The 23,496-nt window shown below is 41.6% G+C and carries 18 protein-coding genes; 14 read left to right on the top strand and 4 right to left on the bottom strand.

Annotated features, from left to right (window positions below):
* Positions 1 to 32: 32 nt before the first annotated feature.
* Genes recC through D0907_RS09535 form a run of 4 tightly spaced genes read left to right on the top strand, consistent with a single transcriptional unit; the run spans position 33 to position 9,384 of the window.
* A complete protein-coding gene (recC, locus tag D0907_RS09550; RefSeq protein WP_118844385.1) occupies positions 33 to 3,335 on the top strand; it encodes an exodeoxyribonuclease V subunit gamma in 3,303 nt (1,100 codons plus the stop codon).
* Positions 3,322 to 6,903: an exodeoxyribonuclease V subunit beta gene (gene recB / locus D0907_RS09545; RefSeq protein WP_118844384.1), complete on the top strand. Its 3,582-nt coding sequence runs from the start codon at positions 3,322 to 3,324 to the stop codon at positions 6,901 to 6,903. Before recC ends, recB begins: the two co-directional genes overlap by 14 nt.
* A 5-nt stretch (positions 6,904 to 6,908) precedes the next feature.
* Complete coding sequence (recD, locus tag D0907_RS09540; protein WP_081759723.1) at positions 6,909 to 8,942, top strand: exodeoxyribonuclease V subunit alpha; 2,034 nt, start codon at positions 6,909 to 6,911, stop codon at positions 8,940 to 8,942.
* The gene (locus D0907_RS09535; RefSeq protein WP_036967814.1) at positions 8,929 to 9,384 is read left to right on the top strand and encodes a GNAT family N-acetyltransferase; all 456 of its coding nucleotides are present in this window, start codon (positions 8,929 to 8,931) and stop codon (positions 9,382 to 9,384) included. Before recD ends, D0907_RS09535 begins: the two co-directional genes overlap by 14 nt.
* Positions 9,385 to 9,454: 70 nt before the next feature.
* Here the strand turns inward: D0907_RS09535 and D0907_RS09530 are convergent, their stop codons facing one another.
* Positions 9,455 to 10,744, bottom strand: coding sequence for an amidohydrolase (locus D0907_RS09530; RefSeq protein WP_118844383.1), 1,290 nt, complete (start codon positions 10,742 to 10,744; stop codon positions 9,455 to 9,457).
* Positions 10,745 to 10,798: 54 nt separating this feature from the next.
* On the opposite strand from D0907_RS09530, the gene D0907_RS09525 reads away from it, so the two are divergent.
* The 6 genes from D0907_RS09525 (at position 10,799) to D0907_RS09500 (ending at position 16,830) form a co-directional block, all read left to right on the top strand.
* On the top strand, positions 10,799 to 11,461 hold the full coding sequence (locus D0907_RS09525; RefSeq protein WP_036967820.1) for a Crp/Fnr family transcriptional regulator: 663 nt from the start codon (positions 10,799 to 10,801) through the stop codon (positions 11,459 to 11,461).
* Between the two features lie 53 nt (positions 11,462 to 11,514).
* Entirely contained in the window at positions 11,515 to 11,919 is a 405-nt protein-coding gene (locus D0907_RS09520; protein WP_118844382.1) for a hypothetical protein, read from the top strand.
* Between the two features lie 92 nt (positions 11,920 to 12,011).
* Positions 12,012 to 12,515, top strand: a complete 504-nt coding sequence (locus tag D0907_RS09515) for an Mpo1 family 2-hydroxy fatty acid dioxygenase (RefSeq protein WP_118844381.1) — start codon at positions 12,012 to 12,014, stop codon at positions 12,513 to 12,515.
* Between the two features lie 35 nt (positions 12,516 to 12,550).
* Positions 12,551 to 13,339 (top strand): SDR family oxidoreductase, encoded by a 789-nt coding sequence (locus tag D0907_RS09510; protein WP_065978510.1) that lies wholly within the window; start codon positions 12,551 to 12,553, stop codon positions 13,337 to 13,339.
* A 182-nt stretch (positions 13,340 to 13,521) separates the two neighbouring features.
* The gene (locus D0907_RS09505) at positions 13,522 to 14,517 is read left to right on the top strand and encodes a branched-chain amino acid aminotransferase (RefSeq protein WP_118844380.1); all 996 of its coding nucleotides are present in this window, start codon (positions 13,522 to 13,524) and stop codon (positions 14,515 to 14,517) included.
* Between the two features lie 159 nt (positions 14,518 to 14,676).
* Positions 14,677 to 16,830, top strand: coding sequence for a prolyl oligopeptidase family serine peptidase (locus D0907_RS09500; RefSeq protein WP_036967836.1), 2,154 nt, complete (start codon positions 14,677 to 14,679; stop codon positions 16,828 to 16,830).
* A gap of 79 nt (positions 16,831 to 16,909) precedes the next feature.
* Here D0907_RS09500 and D0907_RS09495 read toward each other — a convergent pair whose 3' ends face one another.
* Positions 16,910 to 18,001, bottom strand: coding sequence for a DUF481 domain-containing protein (locus D0907_RS09495; RefSeq protein WP_083202724.1), 1,092 nt, complete (start codon positions 17,999 to 18,001; stop codon positions 16,910 to 16,912).
* Between the two features lie 97 nt (positions 18,002 to 18,098).
* Positions 18,099 to 19,394: an anti-phage deoxyguanosine triphosphatase gene (locus D0907_RS09490; protein WP_036967839.1), complete on the bottom strand. Its 1,296-nt coding sequence runs from the start codon at positions 19,392 to 19,394 to the stop codon at positions 18,099 to 18,101.
* 214 nt (positions 19,395 to 19,608) lie between these two features.
* Between D0907_RS09490 and D0907_RS09485 the strand changes: the two genes are divergently transcribed.
* From D0907_RS09485 to D0907_RS09470, 4 genes are all read left to right on the top strand, one after another.
* The gene (locus tag D0907_RS09485) at positions 19,609 to 20,427 is read left to right on the top strand and encodes a glucosaminidase domain-containing protein (protein WP_075593478.1); all 819 of its coding nucleotides are present in this window, start codon (positions 19,609 to 19,611) and stop codon (positions 20,425 to 20,427) included.
* An 82-nt stretch (positions 20,428 to 20,509) separates the two neighbouring features.
* Positions 20,510 to 21,088 carry a DUF2987 domain-containing protein gene (locus tag D0907_RS09480; protein ID WP_374027199.1) on the top strand — a complete coding sequence of 193 codons (579 nt, stop codon included), beginning with the start codon at positions 20,510 to 20,512 and terminating at the stop codon, positions 21,086 to 21,088.
* Between the two features lie 387 nt (positions 21,089 to 21,475).
* The gene (locus D0907_RS09475) at positions 21,476 to 21,835 is read left to right on the top strand and encodes a MerR family transcriptional regulator (protein ID WP_118844379.1); all 360 of its coding nucleotides are present in this window, start codon (positions 21,476 to 21,478) and stop codon (positions 21,833 to 21,835) included.
* Between the two features lie 46 nt (positions 21,836 to 21,881).
* Entirely contained in the window at positions 21,882 to 22,457 is a 576-nt protein-coding gene (locus D0907_RS09470; protein WP_075593481.1) for an NAD(P)H-dependent oxidoreductase, read from the top strand.
* Between the two features lie 74 nt (positions 22,458 to 22,531).
* Here D0907_RS09470 and ttcA read toward each other — a convergent pair whose 3' ends face one another.
* Positions 22,532 to 23,437 carry a tRNA 2-thiocytidine(32) synthetase TtcA gene (gene ttcA / locus D0907_RS09465; protein WP_065978506.1) on the bottom strand — a complete coding sequence of 302 codons (906 nt, stop codon included), beginning with the start codon at positions 23,435 to 23,437 and terminating at the stop codon, positions 22,532 to 22,534.
* Positions 23,438 to 23,496 lie beyond the last annotated feature (59 nt).

Genomic DNA, 23,496 nt, shown 5'->3' with positions numbered 1-23,496 from the left:
AATTAGTTAGTTTCAAGCAAGGACAGTGTAAAGTGCTGAATATAATTCAATCAAATCGCATGGAAGCACTGCAAGCGCGGTTTCACGCTCTTCTTAAAGTTAATCCGTTAACGAGTCCATTCAAAAAAGAAATTGTGCTTGTGCAGTCACCCGGTATGTCGCAGTGGCTAAAAATAGGCTTAAGTGAACATTTAGGCATTGCCGCACAGGTTGATTTTCCACTGCCATCTAGTTTCATTTGGCAGCTGTATCAGCAACTATTGCCCGATGTGCCCAGTGAATCTCCCTATAATAAAGCAAACCTTGCGTGGAAGCTGTTTGCTATTCTGCCTGATTGTATTGACGAGCCGTTGTATTTACCTCTAAAAACGTATTTAGATGGCGATACTGATGGCCAAAAGACCTTCGCATTATGTGAAAAAATCGCCGATGTGTATGACCAATACCTAATGTATCGTCCACATTGGATTGCCACGTGGGAGCAGGGCACAGATCAACTCGATGATGTTGATATAGGCATAGCACCTTGGCAGCCTGACCTTTGGCGTAGGCTGGTGGCGCACAGTAAACAACTTGGCCAAAGCCAATATCATCGTGCCAATATGCAAGATCAATTACTCGCTGCGCTTGAAACGATGGATAGCAGCTTATTACCCGAGCGTATTAGCTTATTTGGTATTTCGGCGATTGCCAGTAGTCAGCTTGAAGTATTCCAAGCCATTGCGAAAAAAACGCAGGTGTTTCTGTTTTTCTTCAATCCAAGCGAGCACTATTGGGGTGACACTTTAGATGAAAAAACGGCTGCTAAAATTGCTGCAAAATATGCCAAACGTCCGCACCTAGATGCGCTTGAAGACCATGCAAAAAATCCCGACCATGAGTACTTTTTTATTGGCAATCCGCTGCTATCGTCGTGGGGGAAATTAGGCCGAGATTACTTTGAGCAATTATTGCAGCTAGACGCGCAGTGGTTAGATGGTTTTGAGAATGAATTTGATGACACTTTATTATCGCAAATTCACGCTGAGATTTATCAATTAGCGTTTAAAGGCGAATCGCTTACACCCGATAAAGAATGGTTTATTAACGATGAATGTAAACTGCCAATTAAAGCAGGCGATACCAGTATTGTGCTCAGTGACTGTCACACGCCACTGCGTGAAGTAGAGCGGCTTCATGATTACTTACTAAATTTGTTTAACCAAAACCCACACTTAACGCCGAAAGATATTATTGTGATGATGCCCGATGTTGGCACCTACAGCCCGTATATCGAGGCCGTTTTTGGTGGTGCAGAAGGTCGTCGTTTTATTCCTTATGCGTTAGCCGATTTAGCCATTGAACAAGAAAAGCCTGTACTGAGTTCATTTGCAAGTTTGGCCGATTTACCTTACTCACGGTTTGGTGTGTCTGACATTCTTGATTTACTGCAAGTCACACAAATAGCCGAAAAGTTTAACTTAGAGGCTCATGAATACGAACAAATTGGCTTTTGGCTTGAGCGAGTGGGCGTTAAATGGGGCTTAGATGCCGCGCATAAAGACAGTTTTGGTCTTCCTGCTATTGATTTAAATACCTGGCAGCATGGGTTAAACCGGTTACTGCTAGGGGTGGCACAACGTGATGAGCACCTACCATTTTCGGGAATTTACAGTGCCGATGAAGTCGAAGGCATGGCGTTAAATACCCTTAATAAATTAATTGAATTTATTGATGTATTGGCTCGTTATAAAGAAAAACTACACGATGATGCACCATTAAACGAAAAAGCCGCGATTTTAAAAGCCCTGCTTGGCGAAATTTACAGTGATGAGGGCGAGCAAAGCTGGGATTTACTGGTACTGCAAAAAGTGCTTGATACGTTCATTAAGCACTACGAAAACGGTGATTACCAAGGGGATGTTTCGCAGCGTATTGTTAGCTATTTAGTAAAGCAAGGTATTCAAGAGAAAGGCGTAGGACAGCGCTTTTTAGTTGGGCAAGTGAACTTTTGTACGCTGATGCCAATGCGTGCCGTGCCCTTTAAAGTGGTGTGTATGCTGGGTCTGAACGATGCCGATTACCCTCGTACTGTGCAGCCCATTGGTTTTGACTTAGTGCCGTATTCAAAACGCCAAAAAGGCGACCGTTCGCGTAAACTAGATGACAGGTATCTGTTTTTAGAAGCCATTTTAAGCGCCCGTGAAAACTTATATATCAGTTATATTGGGCGCTCGTGTTTTGATAACCAACCAAGAATGCCCTCAACACTCGTCAGTGAGCTGTTAGAATACATCGCCCGTAGCTTTAAGTTTGACGATGAAAAAGACTGTCACGCGGCACTGCCCGAGGCGCTGATTAATTATCAGCACTTGCAACCGTTTAATCCTGCCTATTATCTCAAGGCTAAGCAGCCTGCGGTAACGCAATTACACAGCTATAACCCGGTGTGGATACCCGCTCAAAGTATTACGCCAGAGCCACAGCAAGACCTGTGTGTATCACCCGAGCAAATTGTTGAGCTAAACCAGTTTATTCGCAGTGTGTGTCAGCCGCACGAAAGCTTTTATCAGCAGAGTTTGGGCTTAAGGTTGCCGCAATTTAATGATATTGCGAAAGATGAAGAGCCATTTAGCCTTGATGCACTGCGTCGCTATTTCTACTTAGATGAAATTTTAGAGGCCAGTATTCTTGAAACGCCACTTAATAAAGCGCAAATCATGCAACGCGGCGAGTTGCCCCAAGCGCATGTTGGCGATTTGGTGTTTGAAAGTATGCAGCACCGTGTTGATGCGTTAGCAGGGCAGGTGAAAGCCCATATTCAAGATGATGAGTTGCTGCCAATTGAAGTCAAAATAACTCTTGAAAATACCACCTTAGAGGGCTGGCTTAACCACATTTACGGGCAAAAACAGGTGTTTTATCGTACCGCAAGCATTAAAGCCAAAGACGTGATTAAGGGCTTTATTCAGCATTTAGCTGCACAGATCATGGGCCAACATGTTGAAACCTTAATACTTGGTTTAGATAAACAAATTAGTTTTTCAGCGCTTTCACAAGATGATGCACGTGGTTATTTGAACGATTGGTTTATGCTCTATAAAGCATTACTTACACGGCCAGTGGCATTTTTTCCAGTAAGTGGCTACGAGTACATTAAAACAAATAAAGACATGGCAAAAGCGAATAATAAATTTGCCCCGCAATATATCGGGGTGGGTGAAGGAGAAAACCCCTATATTCGCCTAACCATTCGGAATCTAAAAGACTGCGAAGACGAGTTTATTCATTGGAGTGAGCTGCTTTTATCGCCGCTGGTTGAATTAGCGCAGGAGGCTGACCATGCAAACGCTTAATCCTATTAGCATGGAGCTTTGTGGGCAAAGCCTGATTGAAGCCAGTGCCGGTACAGGTAAAACGTACACTATAACGGGGTTGTATTTACGTTATTTATTGGGCTTACAAAAAGCGACGGACGAAGATGGCACTGCGCTTTTAAATACCCCGCTCAGTGTTGAACAAATATTGGTTGTTACTTTCACTGAGGCGGCTACCCAAGAAATAAAAGACCGTGTGCGCGCACGTATAATCAATGCCAGAGATGCACTGCTGGGCAAAAATCCTGAAGATGAATTAATTAGTCAAATTATCAATGAAGTTAATGACAAACACGCGGCGTTTGATTTACTCGACGCTGCGGCCAAATCAATGGACGAAGCGGCTATTTTTACTATTCATGGCTTTTGTCAGCGCATGCTCAAACAGCACGCATTTGAGTCAGGTGTAGCGTTTAACTTAGAATTTATTTTAGATGAGCGAGAACTCATTCAAGAAACACTCAATGATTTTTGGCGTGCCTTTGTATACCCACAGTCAAAAGCGCGCACAGAAGCGATTACTGATATTTTCCCGGTGCCAGCGTCGATGTATCCGCACGTGGTCAGTTTGCTCAGCAAACAAGGGGCGATTATTACCCCTGAATACAACCTTGATGAAATATGGCAAGCACGCGATAACTTTGTCGCAAAAGTACCTGCTTTTAAAAAGGCATGCCGTGACAGTGAATTTATCAATGCTGTAAAAGCGTCTGATCTGAGTGGTTCTAAAACGCCAGGCCGCAAAAACAGCCTTGCAGCGCTTGAAGAATATCTAAACAATGACGACACCTTTTTTGTATTTGGCACCAGCAAGTATTCGTTTGAAGTTTGGAGCACAGAGAATTTAAGCGACCCTGCGAATTATAAGAAAAACGGCAGTTTGCTTAGTCACGCAATGACGACACAGTTTGATGAAATGGCCAAACTGAGTAGCCTTATTAATAACGGTTTGAATATTGCGATAGTGCAATATGCAACAAAATGGGTTGCGAATGCACTTATAAAACGTAAGCAGGAGCAAGGGGTTATCACCCCTGATGATTTGCTAACTAACTTGCATCAGGCACTTTGTAGCGACCAAGGAGACGTGCTAAGTGAAAAAATAGCGACCTTATTTCCTGTTGCCATGATAGACGAATTCCAAGATACCGACCCTGTGCAATACGGTATTTTTAGCCGCATTTATAACGCTAAAAATACCACACTCGCTATGATAGGCGACCCAAAGCAGGCTATTTATGGTTTTCGTGGTGCAGATATTTTTACCTATATTGGTGCCAAAAAAGCGGTTGTTGCGCAAAAACAATACACATTAGACACTAACTTTCGCTCAAGTGAAGGGGTGGTCGAGAGTGTAAATCGCATTTTTTCTAAAAACGCTAATAGCTTTATTTATAACGATGCGATTCCGTTTCAAGCAGTTCATGCAAAGGGGAAGCCTGAAAACAAAGCGTTTTTAATCAATGGCGAAACCACCAATGCATTTGAGTTTTCAGTGTTTGTTGATGAATACGCTCAGGCTAATAATAAGCCAACCAGCAAAGGGGTTGCCCAGCAGGCGCTTGCCCAGCACTACACGCAAAAAATCACACGCTTACTTAAGCAGGCGCATTCAGGTGAAGCCACAATTGCTGGCAAAGCGGTCACCGCTGCCGATATTTGTGTATTAGTGCGAGATAGAAACGAAGCACAACTGATGAAGTCGGCGTTGAGTGAGGCAGCCATTGCCAGCGTGTATTTGTCTCGCGATAGCGTGTTTCAGCAAGAGCTTAGTCATCATTTATTAAACTTTTTAACTGCGCTTCATGGCCAGTACGATGAATCATTATTGCGCGGCGTACTGGCAGGCCCCTTGTTTTGCTTAAGCTATAACCGTATTTATGCGTTACATGAAAACGAAAGCGAATGGCAAGAACATTTAAACTTTTTCGCTCAGCTTTCACATATTTGGCATAAGCAAGGTGCGATGGCGATGCTTGAGCGCTTACTGAGCCACAACCAACTCGCTGCACGCTGGCAGGGGCTTGGTTATAACGTGGAACGTTGGCTGACTGATTTTCGCCATTTAGGTGAAATCTTGCAGCAAAAGCAAATTGAACTAGAAGGCACTCACCGATTATTGCGCTGGTTTGCGCAAAAGGTCAGCCAACAAGAGGGTGAAGCGGTGCAAGTTCGTCTTGAAAGCGATGCCAATTTAGTAAAAATCGTCACGATGCATGCTTCAAAGGGCTTGGAATATCCGATAGTGTTTATGCCGTTTGCTTGTGGCTACCGTGAAACCAAAGAAGCGCTTTATCATCATAACGGAAAACTGGTTTACGACCTTGCTAACAGTGATGAGGCCTTACAAAAAGCAGAGCAAGAACGCTTAGCTGAAGACTTGCGTTTATTGTATGTGGCGTTGACCCGTGCTGTACATTTTTGCTCAGTCGGTGTGTATAACATTGCACAAGGGCGCAGTAATCGCCCTGGTATACAAAGTACCAGTATTGGTCATGTACTGTTTGCAGGGGAAGAAATTAAATCGGCTGATGAGTGGCACAGGTTATTAAGCGATTTTTGTGCTCAGTCGGCGCATATGCATTTTGAAGCTTTTACGCAACCCGATGAGGTCACTGTGCTTGACCTAACAAGCACAGATGCTGAGCAGTCATATCAAGTCAACACACTCGAAACCCACATTGAACGAGATTGGCGTTCAACCAGCTTTAGTGCATTAACCTTTAAAAAGCAGACTGATCATATTGAACTGGGGCGCAGTGATGAAGATCACGAAAAAGATGAATTTTTAGCGCAGCAAGCAGTGCAACTAACCCCCTATAGTTTCCCGAAAGGTGCAAAGCCGGGCAGTTGTTTACACGAAATATTTGAGCAATTGGATTTTACAGATCCCTATGCATTGAAACGACCTGACAACGAGCGTGACGACCATGCTCTTGATAAGGTAATAACAAAACTGTTTGCCAAGTATCACATTGATGATAGTTGGGAGGCAATGACCGAAAGCTGGATCAATGCCGCTTTAAAGTGTCCACTAAACGATAAAGGGCTTTGTTTATCGGCGCTTTCGCCTGAAGTGTGTTTAGTCGAAATGGAGTTTAATTTACCGTTATTATCGCTTTCAAGTGATAAGTTAAATCAAATTTTGGTAAAGCATTTTGGTTTACCGGGGAAACTCGACTTTACTGATGTGCAAGGTTTACTAAAAGGCTTCATCGATTTAATTTTTTGTTGGCAGGATAAGTATTACATTCTTGATTATAAGTCGAACTTTTTAGGCAACAGCGCAGCTGATTATCAACATGATCAGCTTGAGCAAGCGATGAGCAGTCACCAATATCATTTACAGTATTTGATTTACACTGTTGCACTGCATCGCTTATTACAACAACGTGTTAAAAATTACGACATAGAGACCCATTTAGGCGGCGTGTATTACACCTTTTTACGGGGCATGAGTGATGGCCAAGGGGTGTACTTTAATCAGCTTACAAAGCAGCAAGTACTTGAGCTGGATAGTTTATTTGCACGAGGAGCAATGTTATGAGTCAGATGACATTTGGCTTTGATGAACGTGAACCAGAGCAACCTCGCAAACACAAAGAACCGTTAAAGGAGCCTGTACAGGCATTAGAGGGGACTGAGGTTGAAATGAAAACACAGCCCTTACTGGACTTTTTGTTAGAGACGAAACGTATTCGCTTAGTGGATGTAAAACTTGCTGAGCTTTTAATAGGCACTGATACCTCCCAGAAAAATGAGGTGTTCTACCTTATTTTGTTGCTTGCCGTCGCTCAGCAAAGCCAGCATAGTTGCTTAGATTTAAACGCTATTAATTGGCAAAATCCGTTTGCAATTAGAGAACAGGCAGTATCAGACGCAAGCATTGCTGCACCTGATATTATTTCGCCGTTTTCAGAAAACTATGACGCGCAGCAAGCTGAAACACAGCTCATGGCTGCAGCTTGTGTGGGTGATGACAAGCCACTGCTGCTGTTTGCTAATAAGTTATATTTTGCGCGATTAGCTCAGTATGAAACTGTGTTAGCGTCACGTTTGAGTCATTTGGCAGCAAAACCACTAAACATCGATGAAACGGCGTTAACTGCGCTTTTGACAGAGTATTTCCCTGATGAAGCTCACCGTGAAGACCCCGCAGATCCTATTAAAACGTTAAATTGGCAAAAAGTAGCGTGTGCCATAGCCGCCACCAAAGGCTTTAGTGTGATTACCGGAGGGCCAGGCACCGGTAAAACCACAACTGTCACCAAATTATTAGCTATTATGCAGTCGTTGTATGCCAGTGCACCGTTGACAATTAAGTTGGTTGCACCCACGGGTAAGGCCGCGGCTCGTTTAAGTGAGTCAATTTTGGGAGCGAAGCAAAAACTCAGTATGATCCCAAAAGACATCGCACCGCTTATTCCTGAAACGGCACAAACGATTCACCGCTTACTTGGCGTGATTCCGCACACGAATAAATTTCGCCATAACAAACGTAATCCACTGCATTTAGATGTGTTGATCATTGATGAAGCCTCCATGGTTGATTTATCGTTAATGGCAAAATTAATTGAGGCGCTGCCAAGTCATGCTCGGTTAATTCTGCTGGGAGATAAAGACCAATTAGCCTCAGTTGATACTGGCAGTATTCTCAGCGATTTATGCCAAGGATTAACACTTGAAAAAATGCCCGCCTACAGCCAAGCGCGGGCAGAGCAACTCAATCGGGTGTGTTTTAATAATCGCGCCGTGCTTTCACACAGTGAAGACAGTTACTTGTTAAGCGACTGTATTGCGTTTTTACAGCAAAGCTACCGTTTTGACGGCAAAAGCGGCATAGGTCAATTAGCGCAAGCTGTTAATACCAATAGCCAAGGGTTACTTGGGTATGTTGAGCAAACGGTGAACGAGGGCGGCTTTAGCGACCTTAAACTTAATTACAATGTGATTAACAAACCGATTGAGCATTTTGTTCAGTTAGCAGCCCAGCATTATCAGGCGTATTTAACACTGATACGCGAAGGTGCTGGGGTGGCTAAAGTGCACAATGCTTTTTCTGACTATCAATTACTGGCAGCGGTGAAAGAGGGCGATTATGGCGTAAACAGCCTTAATCTTCGAATTGAAAAAGCACTTTCACAACAAGGGCTTATTTCACCGTATCAGCGCCATTACCTGGGCATGCCCATTATGATCAGCCAAAACGATTATCAGTTAAAACTGTTCAATGGTGATATTGGTATTTTAATGCACGATGAGCAAGGTCAACTAAAAGCAATGTTTATTGATGAGCAAGAAAACATTCGTGCTTTTTCGCCAGCTCGTTTACCCGCTCACGATAAAGTGTATGCCATGACTATTCATAAATCGCAGGGCTCTGAGTTTGCGTATACGGCGATGATTTTACCGCCAATAAATCAAGCAAACCAAGGGATTAACAGACAGCTTGTGTACACGGGGATCACTCGTGCAAAAAACACCTTTGAGCTGGTGGCAGATAAAAACGTGTTACTAATGGCAATGAATAAATCAGTTACCCGAGCATCGGGTTTATTCGATAGGTTAAAACATGCAGCTAGTTAGCGTGACTGATGAGCATTTAACTAAGCTAATGGGTTGGTTTAACACAGAGGCGGAGCTGCGTATTTGGTCTGGGCCATTTTTTAACTTCCCATTTGATGCACACAGCTTTAAACAAGATTTAAATCTTGATGAACTGAACTCATACGCGCTGGTAAATAATGAGGGCCAGATGTTGGCTTTTGGCCAATATTACTTACGTGAAGGATGCTGTCATTTAGGACGTTTGGTCGTGGCTTTGAATATGCGGGGGCAAGGGCTTGCAAAAATACTGATTAATTTATTAAGCGAGCAAGGCAAACAGCAATTGCACTGTAATACAGTGTCGTTGTTCGTATATACCCACAATACCTTGGCCATTGCAGCTTATAAAAAATTAGGTTTTCAAGAATCCAAGTACCCAGCCCTAATGCCTTTGGCAGACTGTATCTACATGGTTAAATAAAAAGAGCCGATTAGTTCGGCTCTTTTCACAAGATTATTATTTAAGGTAATAAACTATTTAAGGTAATCAACTATTTAAGGTAATCAACCACTAATTGCGTCATGGCATTTACACCCAATTGTAATGCTTTCTCGTCTGCAAAAAAGTGTGGTGAATGGTTACTAGGCGCTGTTACAGCATCTTGACCTTTTGGCGTAACTCCTAAAAAGAAGAACATTCCTGGTGTTTCTAAGGCATAGTAACTAAAGTCTTCTGCCCCTGTTATTAATGGCGTTGTGATCAGGTTTTCTTTGCCAACCACACCTGCAAGTGTTGGTGTCATTTTCTTGGTTAATTCAACATCGTTCACGGTGACTGGGTAACCGTGATCAATGTGAACATGCGCTTCTGCGCCACCAGATTCAGCCACCATTTCGGCGGTTTTAGCTAAGCGTTTTTTAATATCAGCACGCATGTCTTGATCAAAAGTACGAATTGTACCGACCATTTCAACTTGATCAGGGATTATATTATTACGTACACCCCCATTAATGGCACCAAAGGAGACAACAGAAGGGGCTTTTGTTACATCAACTTGGCGTGATGCAATGGTTTGCGTTGCCATAATAATTTGTGATGACGCGACAATGGGGTCAACCCCATTCCAAGGACGCGAGCCATGAGTTTGGCGACCTTTTACAGTAATCGTAAATTTATCGGCGCTGGCCATTAGCGGTCCTTCACGAAAACCAATTTGCCCTGTGTTTAGTGAGCTGGTGACATGTAAACCAAAGATGGCTTCGGGTTTTTCTTTAAATAAGCCTTCTTTTAGCATTAGTTCAGCACCCCCTTCTTCGCCATCGGGTGCACCTTCTTCTGCAGGTTGGAATACAAATAGAATATCGCCAGCGAGATTATCTTTAATTTTTACCAAAGACTCAGCAGCAGCCATTAAGATTGCAACATGATTATCGTGGCCACAGGCATGCATAACACCCACGGTATTACCTTTATATTCAGTTGTTTGTGTTGATGCAAAAGGTAAATCAACTTGCTCTTTAACCGGCAGGGCATCCATATCTGCACGAAGCGCGATAAGTGGCCCTTTTTTGCCGCCTTTTAATTTGGCCACCACACCGGTGTGAGCTACGCCTGTTTGCACTTCTAGTCCTAATGAGCGAAGGTGTTTAGCAACATACTTTGCCGTTTCAAATTCACGATTGCTCAGTTCTGGATATTGATGCAGATGGCGGCGCCATTTTATGACCTTTTCACTGACACTATTGTTGGCTGATTTAAGTTCTGCCTCTATATCACTGGCAAATGCAGGAGCAGACATAGCACTGAGCAGTAAGCTGGTCGAAAGTAGTTTGTTAAACATCCTGTATCCTCTTATTATAAGTAATTGCACTCATAACAATGTAAGTATAAATAATTGAATGAACAAGACCTTTCGATAATTAACCACGATAAATGGTTTAAAAATCGCAGCCAAGAGTTTAAGCAACACTTACTTAAAAACGCTAAATTAATCACGTGTAATGCAGGTGATGCCTTATTTTTGCGCGGTGATGAAAATACGGGTTTGTATTGTGTAATAAGTGGGGTGTTACGTGTATCGGGCGTAAACAAACAAGGTAAAGAAGCGGTGCTTAGTTTTGTAACAAGTGCCATGTGGTTTGGTGAAGTGGCGCTTTTTGATGGCGGCAAACGCACCCACGATGTGTATGCCCATACTTCAGTGCGCCTTATACATGTGTCTGAACGAGCACTCACTCAATTGCTGAACGAACACCCGATATACTGGCATGACTTTGGGGTGTTATTAACCGAGAAAGTGAGAAGTTTGTTTGATTCTTTAGAAGATCATGCGTTACTTACGGCAAAGCAAAAAGTCAGTAAGCGACTGTATATGTTGTGCCACTCATCGGGGCAAACTAGGTTGCCACTTTCTCAGCAACAACTTGCCGATATGACTTATTTAACACGGCAAACAGTGAATCAAATATTACAATCATTGCAAACAGAGTCAGTTATTAGTCTTAAGTATCAGATAGTTGAAATAGAAAATATAGATAAACTCTTAGCTCAATGTTAGCTTGAAACTAAAATTGCTACATCTTTTCAGACAAGTTTAAAGGACGATTACGTGTGGCTATTACTTTTCATAACCAATATAAAGCTTATCATTACTCAGGCACTAATAAACTTGAGCGAGCACTGGATATATCAGAATCAAAATTGATGCCTCAAACGTCTTCTGATGCACAAAGTCTATTAAGAAAACAACCCGAACCAAGTTCATTTTTAGAGACAGCAAACGAAGCTCTTGTTTATCAGCGCTTAGGGGTAGATAAAGAGAAAATCGATGAAATCAAAGCGCAAATAGAAAAGCTTGCGGAACAAATGCAACAACAAGGTGCTGATACCAAAGCACTGCAAGAAAAAATGAATAAGTTGCAAGGCATGCTTGATGAAGAATATCAAAAAGGACGCGAGCGCATGGATATGCAGCCAGAAGCCGAAAAAGGCAAGGTCATCGATGCGCTAGTTTAATACAGTTACTTTAAAATGTCGGCTAGTTGACATTCTTAGTGGTAAATTTTCTGCTAATCTGAGTTTTGAACACAGTTTTGGCAGGAATAATAATGAAAACTCTCAAACAACAGCTGAGCAATTACGCCCTTTATCACCGTTCAAAACGCAATATCTATACACATTTTATTGGTATTCCCTTGATTGTGTTTGCCATTATTTGTTTATTGCAACGCGCAACAATCATGCTTGAACCCGTTACGTTAACAGTGGCAAGTATTGTTATTGCGATTACGTGCCTGTATTACTTAATGCTCAGTGTTTCTATGGGGCTAATTATGGCTGTGTGCTTTGCTTTATTGAGCATTATTGCACAGCCTGTCGTTTTGCTTTCAACATCAATGTGGCTGGCTGTGAGTGTGGGCTGCTTTGTGGTGGGTTGGCTATTTCAATTTATGGGTCATTACTATGAAGGTAAAAAACCCGCCTTTGTTGATGACATTATTGGCCTCGTTATTGGCCCCTTATTTGTTGTCGTAGAAGCCTTAATCATACTTGGTTTTTATAAAGATGTTGCTGATTACATTGAGCAACATGCAGGTCCACATAAAGCGTGATAACAGCAATAATAACAATAAGAAAAGGAACACACATGAATTTAAAAGATAAAATAGTTTGGGTTACGGGGGCATCATCAGGTATTGGTGAAGCACTGTGTGAACAATTGGCTGCAAAAGGGGCAATCTTGGTTTTATCTGCCCGTAATGAAGATAAATTAAAAGCGCTAAATACACGTTTAGGCGGAATGCATCATGTTGTGCCACTCGATTTAGCAGAGCCTGAGGCGCTGCTTAAAGAGATGCCTGCGGTTGTTGAACGTATTAAGCGCATTGATGTGCTAATTAATAACGGCGGGGTGTCGCAGCGCAGTTTGTTTTTAGAAAACGATTTCAGTGTGTATCGCCAGTTAATGGAGGTGAACTACTTTGGCCTTATTGCATTAACGAAAGTGGTCGTGCCGCAGATGGTTAAACAAGGTATGGGCATGGTTGTATCTATAAGCAGTGTGGCGGGTAAAGTTGGCTCTAAATTCAGAACCGGTTACTCGGGCTCAAAATATGCGGTTGTGGGGTTTATGGATTGTTTGCGTGCTGAACTGGCAGATAAAAATGTCAATTGTTTAACAATCTGTCCCGGGTCAATCAAAACAGCCATTGCGCATAATTCGTTGGATGGGCAAGGTAAACCACAAAATAAACCCGAAGAGTCGATTGAAAATGGGATGGATGTTGGCAGAGCTGCTGCGAAAATGATCAAAGCCATAGAAGCGGAAAAGGATGAGGTTGTCGTTGGTGAAGGGATCAGCGGTTTAGCGCCGACAATTAAACGCTTTTTCCCTCGCTTTTTTAATCGACTAACGGCACGAATGAATTACCGGTAAAAGCAAAAACGTGACCGTGAATGATTATTAATAAAAAACACGCAATTAAATTGCGTGTTTTTTATACTGCGAGGTGAAATTATTTGCACTTTAATCGATAAAAGGCATGCGTTAGCTATGGTTAAACGGGGATGTATTAGCATACAATGGAGAAAAAGTAGTCCAAACAAGAGAGAACAACAATGGCCGCATTTGGTACTGTATTTATGCCACACATGATCCAAGCACGCTTTGCAGACAACACATGGAGTGAAAGCGCGCTGGTCCCATCTGATAAAATCGAATTACACGCAGGTGCTCACGTATTACATTATTCAAGCACGTGTTTTGAAGGATTAAAAGCATTTCGTCACGAAGATGGCTCGGTCTATATCTTTCGTATGGACGCAAATATTGCCCGAATGAAGCAAAGCTCAAAGCTATTAAACTTGCCTGATTTTGATGAAAGTATGCTTGAGCAAATGATCAAAGACATTGTTAAAGAGTACGCAGACGAAACGCCAGCCCCTCCGGGTTCAATGTATATTCGCCCAACTCATATTGGTACAGAAGCGGCAATTGGTAAAGCGGCTGCGCCTTCAATGAGTTCATTACTGTATGTGCTTCTTTCGCCTGTAGGTGATTATTTTGCAGGGGGGGCAACAGCACTTCGTGTATTACTTGAAGAAGACGGCATGCGCTGTGCGCCTCATATGGGTATGGTAAAAAGTGGTGGTAACTACGCCAGTGCATTAGGGCCTATTTTACAAGCACGCTCTGAGCATCAGGCTGACCAAATATTGTTCTGCCCAGGTGGTGACGTACAAGAAACGGGTGCTGCCAACTTCATTCTTATTGATGGTAATGAAATTATCACCAAGGCACTTGATAGCACTTTCTTACACGGTGTTACGCGTAATAGTATTTTAACTATTGCCAGAGATTTAGGTATGACGGTGTCTGAACGCAACTTTACCGTAAGTGAATTACTAGAGCGTGCCGCTAAGCCAGGTACTGAAGCTGCGCTTTCAGGCACTGCTGCAGTGCTGACGTCTGTTGGTACACTTATTCATAACGACCAAGAGTTTAAAGTAGGCTCGGGCGAGCCGGGTGAGAAAGTGGCGAAGTTACGCCAAGCATTGAATAATATTCAATGGGGTAAATCACCGGACAACCACGGTTGGTTGACTAAAGTATAGGCACCCTTTTTATTGCAGAGCCACGCACTTGCGTGGCTTTTTTATTGGTATTTTACATTGGTTTACAGCCTAGGCTGTGTTTAACCGCAAATTGCTAGACTTTCTATTTCATTAACTCTATTTTCTGTTTGTTAACAATAACTAAAAAGTATGAAGATTATGATTAAGAAGACGCTTGCATGTGCAATTCTAATTGCACTGGCTGGTTGCAGTGAATCAACCACAACGAAGACAGAACAAACAGTAAAAACTGCAGAGGTAAAAGCTGCCGTGAATTATCCTGAAACTAAAAAAGGCAATGTTGTTGACGAGTATTTCGGTGAAAAGGTTGCCGATCCTTACCGTTGGCTTGAAGACGACATGAGCGAAGAGACGGCGCAATGGGTTAAAGCCGAAAATGAGGTGACATTTTCTTACCTAAAGAATATTCCTTATCGAGATGAATTAAAAACGACTCTCGAAAAGCTAATGAACTATGAAAAAGTCACTGCGCCGTTCACTGAGGGCGAGTACACCTATTTCTACAAAAATGATGGCCTACAAAACCAATACGTTGTTTACCGTAAAAAAGGTGACTCAGAGGCTGAAGTTTTCCTTGACCCAAATACATTCAGTGCTGATGGCACAACCTCTATGTCGGGATTAACGTTTACCGAAGATGGCACGCTAGCAGCGTACCAGATTTCAGAGGGTGGAAGCGACTGGCGTAAAATTATTATTATTGATACTGCCACTAAGCAGCCTATTGAAGAGGCGTTAGTTGATGTGAAATTTAGTGGTATTTCGTGGTTAGGAAATGAAGGTTTTTATTATTCAAGCTACGATAAGCCAAAAGGGAGTGAGCTGTCGGCTAAAACTGATCAACATAAAGTGTATTATCATAAGCTTGGCACTTCTCAAGCGGATGATCAGTTAGTTTATGGTGGCACAGAAGAACAAAAACATCGTTATATTGGGGCTGCTGTTACCCGCGATAATCGCTACTTGATCATCTCGGCAAGTACCTCAACATCTGGTAATAAACTGTTTATTAAAGACTTATCTAATCCAGATAGCGAATTGGTGACAATTTTAGACAACACAGATTCTGATACATCCATTATTGATAATGATGGCAGTAAATTGTATTTGGTAACAAACTTAAATGCACCGAATAAACGTGTTGTGACAGTTGATGCGAATAATCCAAGCCCAGAAAACTGGCAAGATCTTATTCCCGAAACAGACAATGTATTGAGCCTGACTAAAGGGGGAAATTACTTCTTCGCTAAGTATATGGTCGATGCTATCTCGCAAGTTAAGCAGTACGATAAATCAGGTAAGTTAGTTCGCGAAATCAGTTTACCAGGTGTAGGCACAGCCTATGGTTTTAGTGGCAAGCATGACGCTGACACGCTGTATTATTCTTTCACGAATTACACGACGCCGGGTAACACTTACTCATTTGATATTGAGTCAGGGCAATCGGATGTATATCGCAAGTCGGGTGCTAAATTTAACAGCGACGAGTACGTGTCTGAACAAGTGTTTTACACATCGAAAGACGGCACGAAAGTACCGATGATTATTTCGTATAAGAAAGGCACTGAACTTAACGGTAAAAATCCAACGATTTTATATGGCTATGGTGGCTTTAATGTAAGTTTAACACCAAGCTACAGCCCAACAGTTGCAGCGTGGCTTGAGCACGGTGGTGTGTATGCAGTTGCTAATATTCGTGGCGGTGGTGAATATGGTAAACAGTGGCACATTAATGGTACACAGCTTAAAAAACAAAATGTATTTGATGATTTTATTGCGGCTGCAGAATATCTAAACGATAAAAAATACAGCTCGCCAGACTATTTAGCTGTGCGTGGTGGTTCAAACGGTGGCTTATTAGTTGGTGCGGTTATGACCCAGCGCCCAGAGCTATTCAAAGTAGCATTACCGGCTGTTGGTGTACTGGATATGCTGCGCTATCACACATTTACAGCGGGTGCAGGCTGGGCGTATGACTACGGTACTAGTGAACAAAGTAAAGAGATGTTTGACTACTTGAAAGGGTATTCACCTGTTCATAACGTAAAAGAGGGGGTAACGTACCCTGCAACGCTTGTGACGACAGGCGATCACGATGACCGTGTTGTACCTGCTCATTCATTTAAATTTGCCGCTGAGTTACAAGCAAAAGGTGCAAAACAGAACCCTTACCTGATCCGTATTGAAACTAACGCGGGTCATGGCGCGGGTACACCAACCAGTAAGATTATTGATCAGTACGCTGATATCTATGGTTTCACGCTTTATAATATGGGTGTTAAATCACTTTAATTTAATGAGTGGTAACAAAAACGCCGAGCAAAATTGTTCGGCGTTTTTTGTTTTAAACGATCGTTTTTAAACGCGTATTTTATAAATCGATTCCCAAAGCAAAAATCATTTTATAGTCTTCCTTTTCAGGCACCACGGCATTCTCGTCGGCAATCGGGTCTGCTAAGTAATCCCAAACCAGAGAGATATCAAAATCAATGTCGTCAGTAATATCAATCTCGAAACTTGCCATAGCGTATTGAGAATCTCCTCCTGTATCACTTTTGGCCGTGAGGTAGCGATAATTGAAGGTAAAGTCGATTTTTTTAGTAAGTTCATGCTCAAAATTAGTGCCAATAAAGTAAGACATTGACGCATTACTTTTGTCTTCACCGGTGGTGACAGTATCAAATTCAGTTTTTTGATACGCAGGGCCAGTTGAAAAATCCCACTCAGTTTTGTCGGTATCCATCACGTAATAACCGACACCTGCGCCTACAGTGTATTTATTAGCAATGTTTTGAAAAGGGTCACGGTAATATTCAAAAAAGATAGGACGGAAATACATTTTTTGAGTGTAAAACCAGTCGAACGTGCCATTGGCTCTAATGTTGTTTTTAGTTACTTGTTCATCGCTGGTGGTACGGTAGCCTAAAAACTCGGCTAAAAAGCGACTCGATGCCGTACGACGTTTAATATCGGCTCTGGCAGAGTATTCTGTTTGGTCTGTATTACCTCGCGATAAATCAGCACCCAAGGAAATTTTTACTGTCCACGCGCTGAGCTCACTGTCGATTGAAGGGGCAATCGACACTAAATCACGATAGCGATACTTTGCCGGTAAGTCACCGACCTTTACATAACCGCCTGATATATTAAGTGTGCCACTGAGTTCTGTGCCGTCGTTAAAGCGTACTGTGTGATGGCGGTCAGAGACAATCATATAGATATCTTCACGGTCAATTACGAGGGTGTCGAGTACATCACTGTCAAATTCAAGCTCTTTATCGTACATTGCGATAAGTTCACCTTTGAGCCATTCACCTGAGTTGAGCCTTACCCAGTCAAATTGACTGGCATCTTTAATGATGACACCACGCTCTTCTAACAGTGGATCAGGCAGGGATTCATTTGCGAAGCAAGTTAAAGGAGAGAGTAAAAGCGTGCTAATAAGCAGGTGTTTTTTGAGCATTATTCCAATCCATGTTTAATAAAATGCGAAAGAAAGTTGTTATAGTAATTAGGTACTAATTAAATACTAGCTCAATATTTTACCCTCTTCAAAGTCCTTAAGCAGAGGGTAAAAATAGGCGTTGATAGGTTTTATATGCGTATTCGTCACTCATCCCCGATAAGTAATCGCAGATAATACGCATTGCGTTATCACCTTGTTGGTGTGCATTTAGCCACATTTCTTGGGTGGTTTCTGGTAGTAAACGCATTGGATCACTTGCAAACGCACTGAACAGTTCAATGAGTAAATTTTGCCCTTTAAATTCAACTTGCTGCATTTTCGGTTCACGAATTAAACGTTTAAATACAAAGTGTTTTAACACATTAAGAATGCTTGCAAATTCGTCGGGTAAACTAACCGTGTATTGCAAAATTTCTGATTCGAAATCAGCATTTTGCACCACTAAATTGGCGTGAATTATAAAAGTATTAACAAGCTCACCGATGGCATCTTTTCGCTCATATTCATGGTGTGAAAAAAGGCGCGCCGTAATAGAGCTTAAATGCGTTGTTAACCATGGTGAGTTTAGTGCTTGTAACTGCGTTAATGCATGGTTTTGCCAATCAGCTAATGTGAGTACTTCTGTGGCGATAGCATCTTCCAGGTCATGAACAGCATAAGCTATATCATCGGCGAGCTCCATGATGGCAGAGTCAATCGATTTATAGTGTGTTTTTGCTCTGAATTCATCAACGTTATAATGGCGACTTAAAATGTGCTGATCGTTTTTTGATAGTGGCGCGACAATCCAATCAAACACATCTTTGTCGTCTTTGTATAAGCCTTTTGCAGGACGCCAGTGATCAGCTTTAATAAAGCTGCGCTGCTCAGAGAGCGGTGGAATGGTGTGCCATAAGTCATCAATAAAAGCGGGGTATTTTATAAAACCAAGCAAAGTGCGGCGTGTTAGGTTCATACCATAGCCATTGCTGTATGGCTCAAGCTTAGAAACAATTCTTAGGGTTTGCGCATTTCCTTCAAAACCACCGTGTTCACGCATCATGTAATTAAGGGCTATTTCACCACCATGACCAAAAGGAGGGTGCCCAATATCATGAGCAAGGCACAAGGTTTCAAGTAAGCTACCACTGGGGAAATGGCTAAAATTTGGGTGTTGTTTTTTAAGGTGGCGCAGTAGACCACTGCCTATTTGTGCGACTTCAAGAGAATGGGTGAGGCGAGTACGATAAAAATCGTTTAGGCCAATGCCCATTATTTGAGTTTTAGCTTGTAAACGTCTAAATGCTGCCGCGTGAATTATACGAGAGCGGTCAACCTGCCAGGCAGTGCGGTTGTCGTTTGGGCGATATTTTTGCTGATCAATGATACGCGCTTGCCAAGACTGGCACATAAATAGAACCTTATAATTATTCGCTCAGTTGCCCTTTAGTATACGCAAGCACTTGAAAATTGCGAGTAAATTGGACGTGATTCGCAGCAAGTCATGTTGAGTTAGGGCAAAAAAATACGCTGATATTCGCGAAAAAATTAGCTCTTTGATATAATCCGCCTTTATGTGTGCGTGGCTTTACCGCACATGAGTTGTAGTTTATTTGAGAGAATACATGCTTAAGTACGTTTTTCGAGGTTTACTTACCGCTTTTTTTGCATGGGCGTTATTATCGCCTTTCATGGATCAAGATGTTGCAGTGGAGGAGGCCGACCAAACCGAGGCAACTCAACAGGGTAAACAGCGAGTAATTAAAAAAGAAAAGCCATTACATAATGTAAAGCTGCCTGACTTTGCGGGCTTTACTGATGTAAAAGAAAAGAAACAGGCGTTTTTTGATTTTATTCGTCCCCATGTTGAAGCTGAAAACAAGAAAATTCTACAGCAGCGTGCCAGCTTAGAAATTGCACGTATGATGCTAGAATATAATGAGCCTCTGACGAGTAAGCAGCTGTCTGATATTAAGAAAATTCTTACCAGTTATAAATTACCAACAAGTATTGATGTATTGTCTTTGACACAAGCACTGCGTCGTGTTGATATCATTCCAAAAGAACTTGCCTTAATGCAGGCGGCGAATGAGTCAGCATGGGGAACATCGCGTTTTGCGCGTATTGGCTTAAACTTTTTTGGCCAATGGTGTTATAACAAAGGCTGTGGCATGGTACCACGACGTCGTGCAAATGAGGCGGCTCATGAAGTGACGGCATTCAAATCTGTTCGTGCTGCTGTAAGCTCTTACTTTAAGAATATTAATACCCATGCGGCGTATAAAGATTTACGCACAATCCGCGCAGATTTACGTCGCCAACAAAAACCGATTGAAGCGACAAAACTAACCCAAGGGTTGTTATCGTATTCTGAGCGACGTGAAGCATACATAGAAGAATTAAACACGATGATTAATCAGAACAGAGCATATTTTGATGAATAAAATCTTTTTATTGTTAAAAGTGGTGGGTGTGATCAGTGCATTAAGCGTTACGAGCTTTAAAGCAACTGCCAGTGAGTTTGTGATTGCATATGACGGTTTTTACGACCGTTTAAAAGTCGTAAACAAGGGGGAGTTTCAGTACGCACAAGTTAACTTTTATTTAAGTGATATTGCCACTAACGAAGTATGTACGATTAAGTCAGGTAAAATTCTGACCGAAAAACAAGAGTTCGATTTAACGTACACCGACAATGCACAGCTGTTATTGCCTTTTGATAAGCAGTTAGACACGGATAAAGCTGTGATTGTCGTACAGCCTAAAAACCCTCAGCATGATTGCCAATTAAAGCTGCAAATTGAAGCAACAGAGCTTAGTAACTTTGCACTAACAAAAGCGAATTTATTTGAGCTTAACCAAGAGTTTGATGAGCTTTTATCTGATTTATCGGGCTTTTTTGTTAGCAAACTAATGTGGTTTTTATTACCTGAGCAACAAGGAGTCGTACTTAAATTTGACGCTCCTGCAAATATGTCGGGTGAGGGGGTTAGCTGTAAAGAAAACCGCTGCACGATTAAAATCACTGATGAGTGGCAAGATGATAAGACTCTGCTTAATAGCAGTGCAAATCTTATTAGTGCAACGCCGTGGATTGTAAAATAGCTGAGTCATCTTTTTGATAGCATAGCTTATTATTCAAAAAAGGATCTTTACAGGTCCTTTTTTGTTGCTTTAAATTACGCTTTAATGATTTATACCATTTTGCAAAAATACTTAATCATTTTGAGTGATTAAACCAGTCGCTACCTACGTTAAAAATTTCTGATTTACGACTGCATGGATGCAGGAGGTAGAGCAATGCAGGAGCAATTGCCGAGAACAACTAAATAACTAAATTTTTGCCTTGTTATCAACGCGGTTTTATTGCCTCAAAATAGACCACTTAATTAAGCACAAGGTTATTAATCTGAAAAATCTATATCTAACACTATCTCTTAAATACAAACAAAGCATGTCACATAAATTGATTTGGTGGATAAGGACGTTCGAATGTATCTCAATGAGGTATCTAAACTGTATGGGGCAACACAAAGAGCAATAAGGCTCTATGAATCAGTGGGATTATTGACTGTTTCTAGGGTTGGAAAGTATCGAGTTTATAATCAAGAGAATATTTATTTAATCAAATTAATAAAAGAGGCTCAAACTCTGGGAGTTGCACTGTCAGATATGGTTGCTTTGAAGGGAGAAAACGAGGATTTTGATTGGCAGGCTGTCAGCCATTGCCTTATTCAAAAGCAAGCTGCAGTCGAAGAAAAGATAAAGGAGCTTGAACTTCAAAGAGAGCGCATTAAAAATTACCGAATTTCAATTGATAAGTGTATTCAAGAACTTGACTCTTACCCTTAGGTGAGAGTTTACACTGTGTCCTCACTCTAAATGGATATGTCAGTGTATGAAAAGAATATTAGTAATCAATGCTAACCCCAAACTAACCAGCCTGTGTAAATCTTTAGCGGAACAGTATGCAGCAGTTGCCATAAAAAAACATGACGTTAAGCACGTGAATATCGGTGACTTAAATTTCGAAATCAATTTAGCCGAAAGCTATGACAAAGTGATTGATTTAGAGCCTTGTTTAGCAGATCTCCAAGAGAAGATTCTGTGGTCTGAGCATATTGTGATTGTTAGTCCTGTTTGGTGGGGAACCATGCCTGCTAAGTTTAAAGGGGCGATTGATAGAGTTTTTTTACCGGGGTTTTCGTTTAAATATGTCGAAGGTAAATCAATACCGAAAAAGTTATTAAAAGGACGTACATCAGAGTTATTAATAACGTTAGATACCCCAGCTTTTTGGTATAAATACATTCAAGGGAATGTTATCTATAAGAACTTTAAACATTGTATTTTGGACTTTTCTGGCATTAAAAATAAAACCACTACATATTTTGGGCCAGTTATAAATTCCAGTAGCAATAAAAGAAAAGTCTGGCTTGAGAAAGCAGCTCGATTAGGAGCGAAAGTTAGTTAGATAATTTTTTACCAAAAATAAAAAGGAGAGCTTCTTTGCTCTCCTAATAATTAGTTGAATGTTTTTTTAAACCATTAGCTTAGGTTAATTGTCACAACGTCACTAATGTGCTCGTCATCAAGCGCAGGCTGTTTTGGGATATCTGGCTTATCAAGGGCGATATCGCCACCATCAATTACATCACCTGTTTGCAGGTCTTTAAAATTGAATAAGTCTTTATCAGCTAAGTGCGACGGCACGACGTTTTGCATTGCCGTGAAAATGCTTTCAATACGACCCGGATGCTGTTTATTCCACTCAGCAAGCATGGCTTTTGTGTGTTTACGCTGCAAGTTTTCCTGAGAGCCACATAAGTTACATGGAATAATAGGGAATTCCATACGCTCTGCGTATTTTTCGATATCGACTTCTTTACAATATGCCAGTGGGCGAATCACCATATGCTCGCCGTTATCGCTCATTAATTTAGCGGGCATACTTTTTAATTTACCGCCGTAGAACATATTTAAGAACAACGTCTCTATCATATCATCGCGGTGGTGACCAAGGGCAATTTTAGTCGCGCCCATTTCTTTCGCTGTACGGTATAAAATACCGCGACGAAGGCGTGAGCACAGCGAACAGGTTGTTTTACCTTCAGGAATAATATCGGTAACAATGCTGTAGGTGTCTTCTTCAACTATTTTGTATTCAATACCGAGTTTATCTAAGTATTCGGGTAAAACGTGCTCAGGAAACCCTGGTTGCTTTTGGTCTAAGTTAATGGCGAACAAATCAAACTTAACCGGTGCGACACGTTGTAGATGCTGTAATGTATCTAATAGGGTGTAGCTGTCTTTGCCGCCTGATAAACAGACCATGATACGATCGCCATCTTCGATCATATTAAAATCCATAACGGCTTGGCCGGTTAATCGACGTAAGCGTTTTTGTAACTTATTAAAGTTATATTGCGCTTTAGCTTCTGCTGAGTGAGACACTACGCCCCCTTATAAATACATGGGTAAAATAAAGGGGCGTATTATATTTGAAGCGCGGG

The sequence above is a fragment of the Pseudoalteromonas lipolytica genome (assembly GCF_003515105.1).
Classification (GTDB): Bacteria; Pseudomonadota; Gammaproteobacteria; order Enterobacterales; family Alteromonadaceae; genus Pseudoalteromonas; species Pseudoalteromonas lipolytica.
The sequence above is the reverse complement of the archived record's forward strand: the minus strand, read 5'-3'. Positions and strand labels throughout refer to the sequence as shown.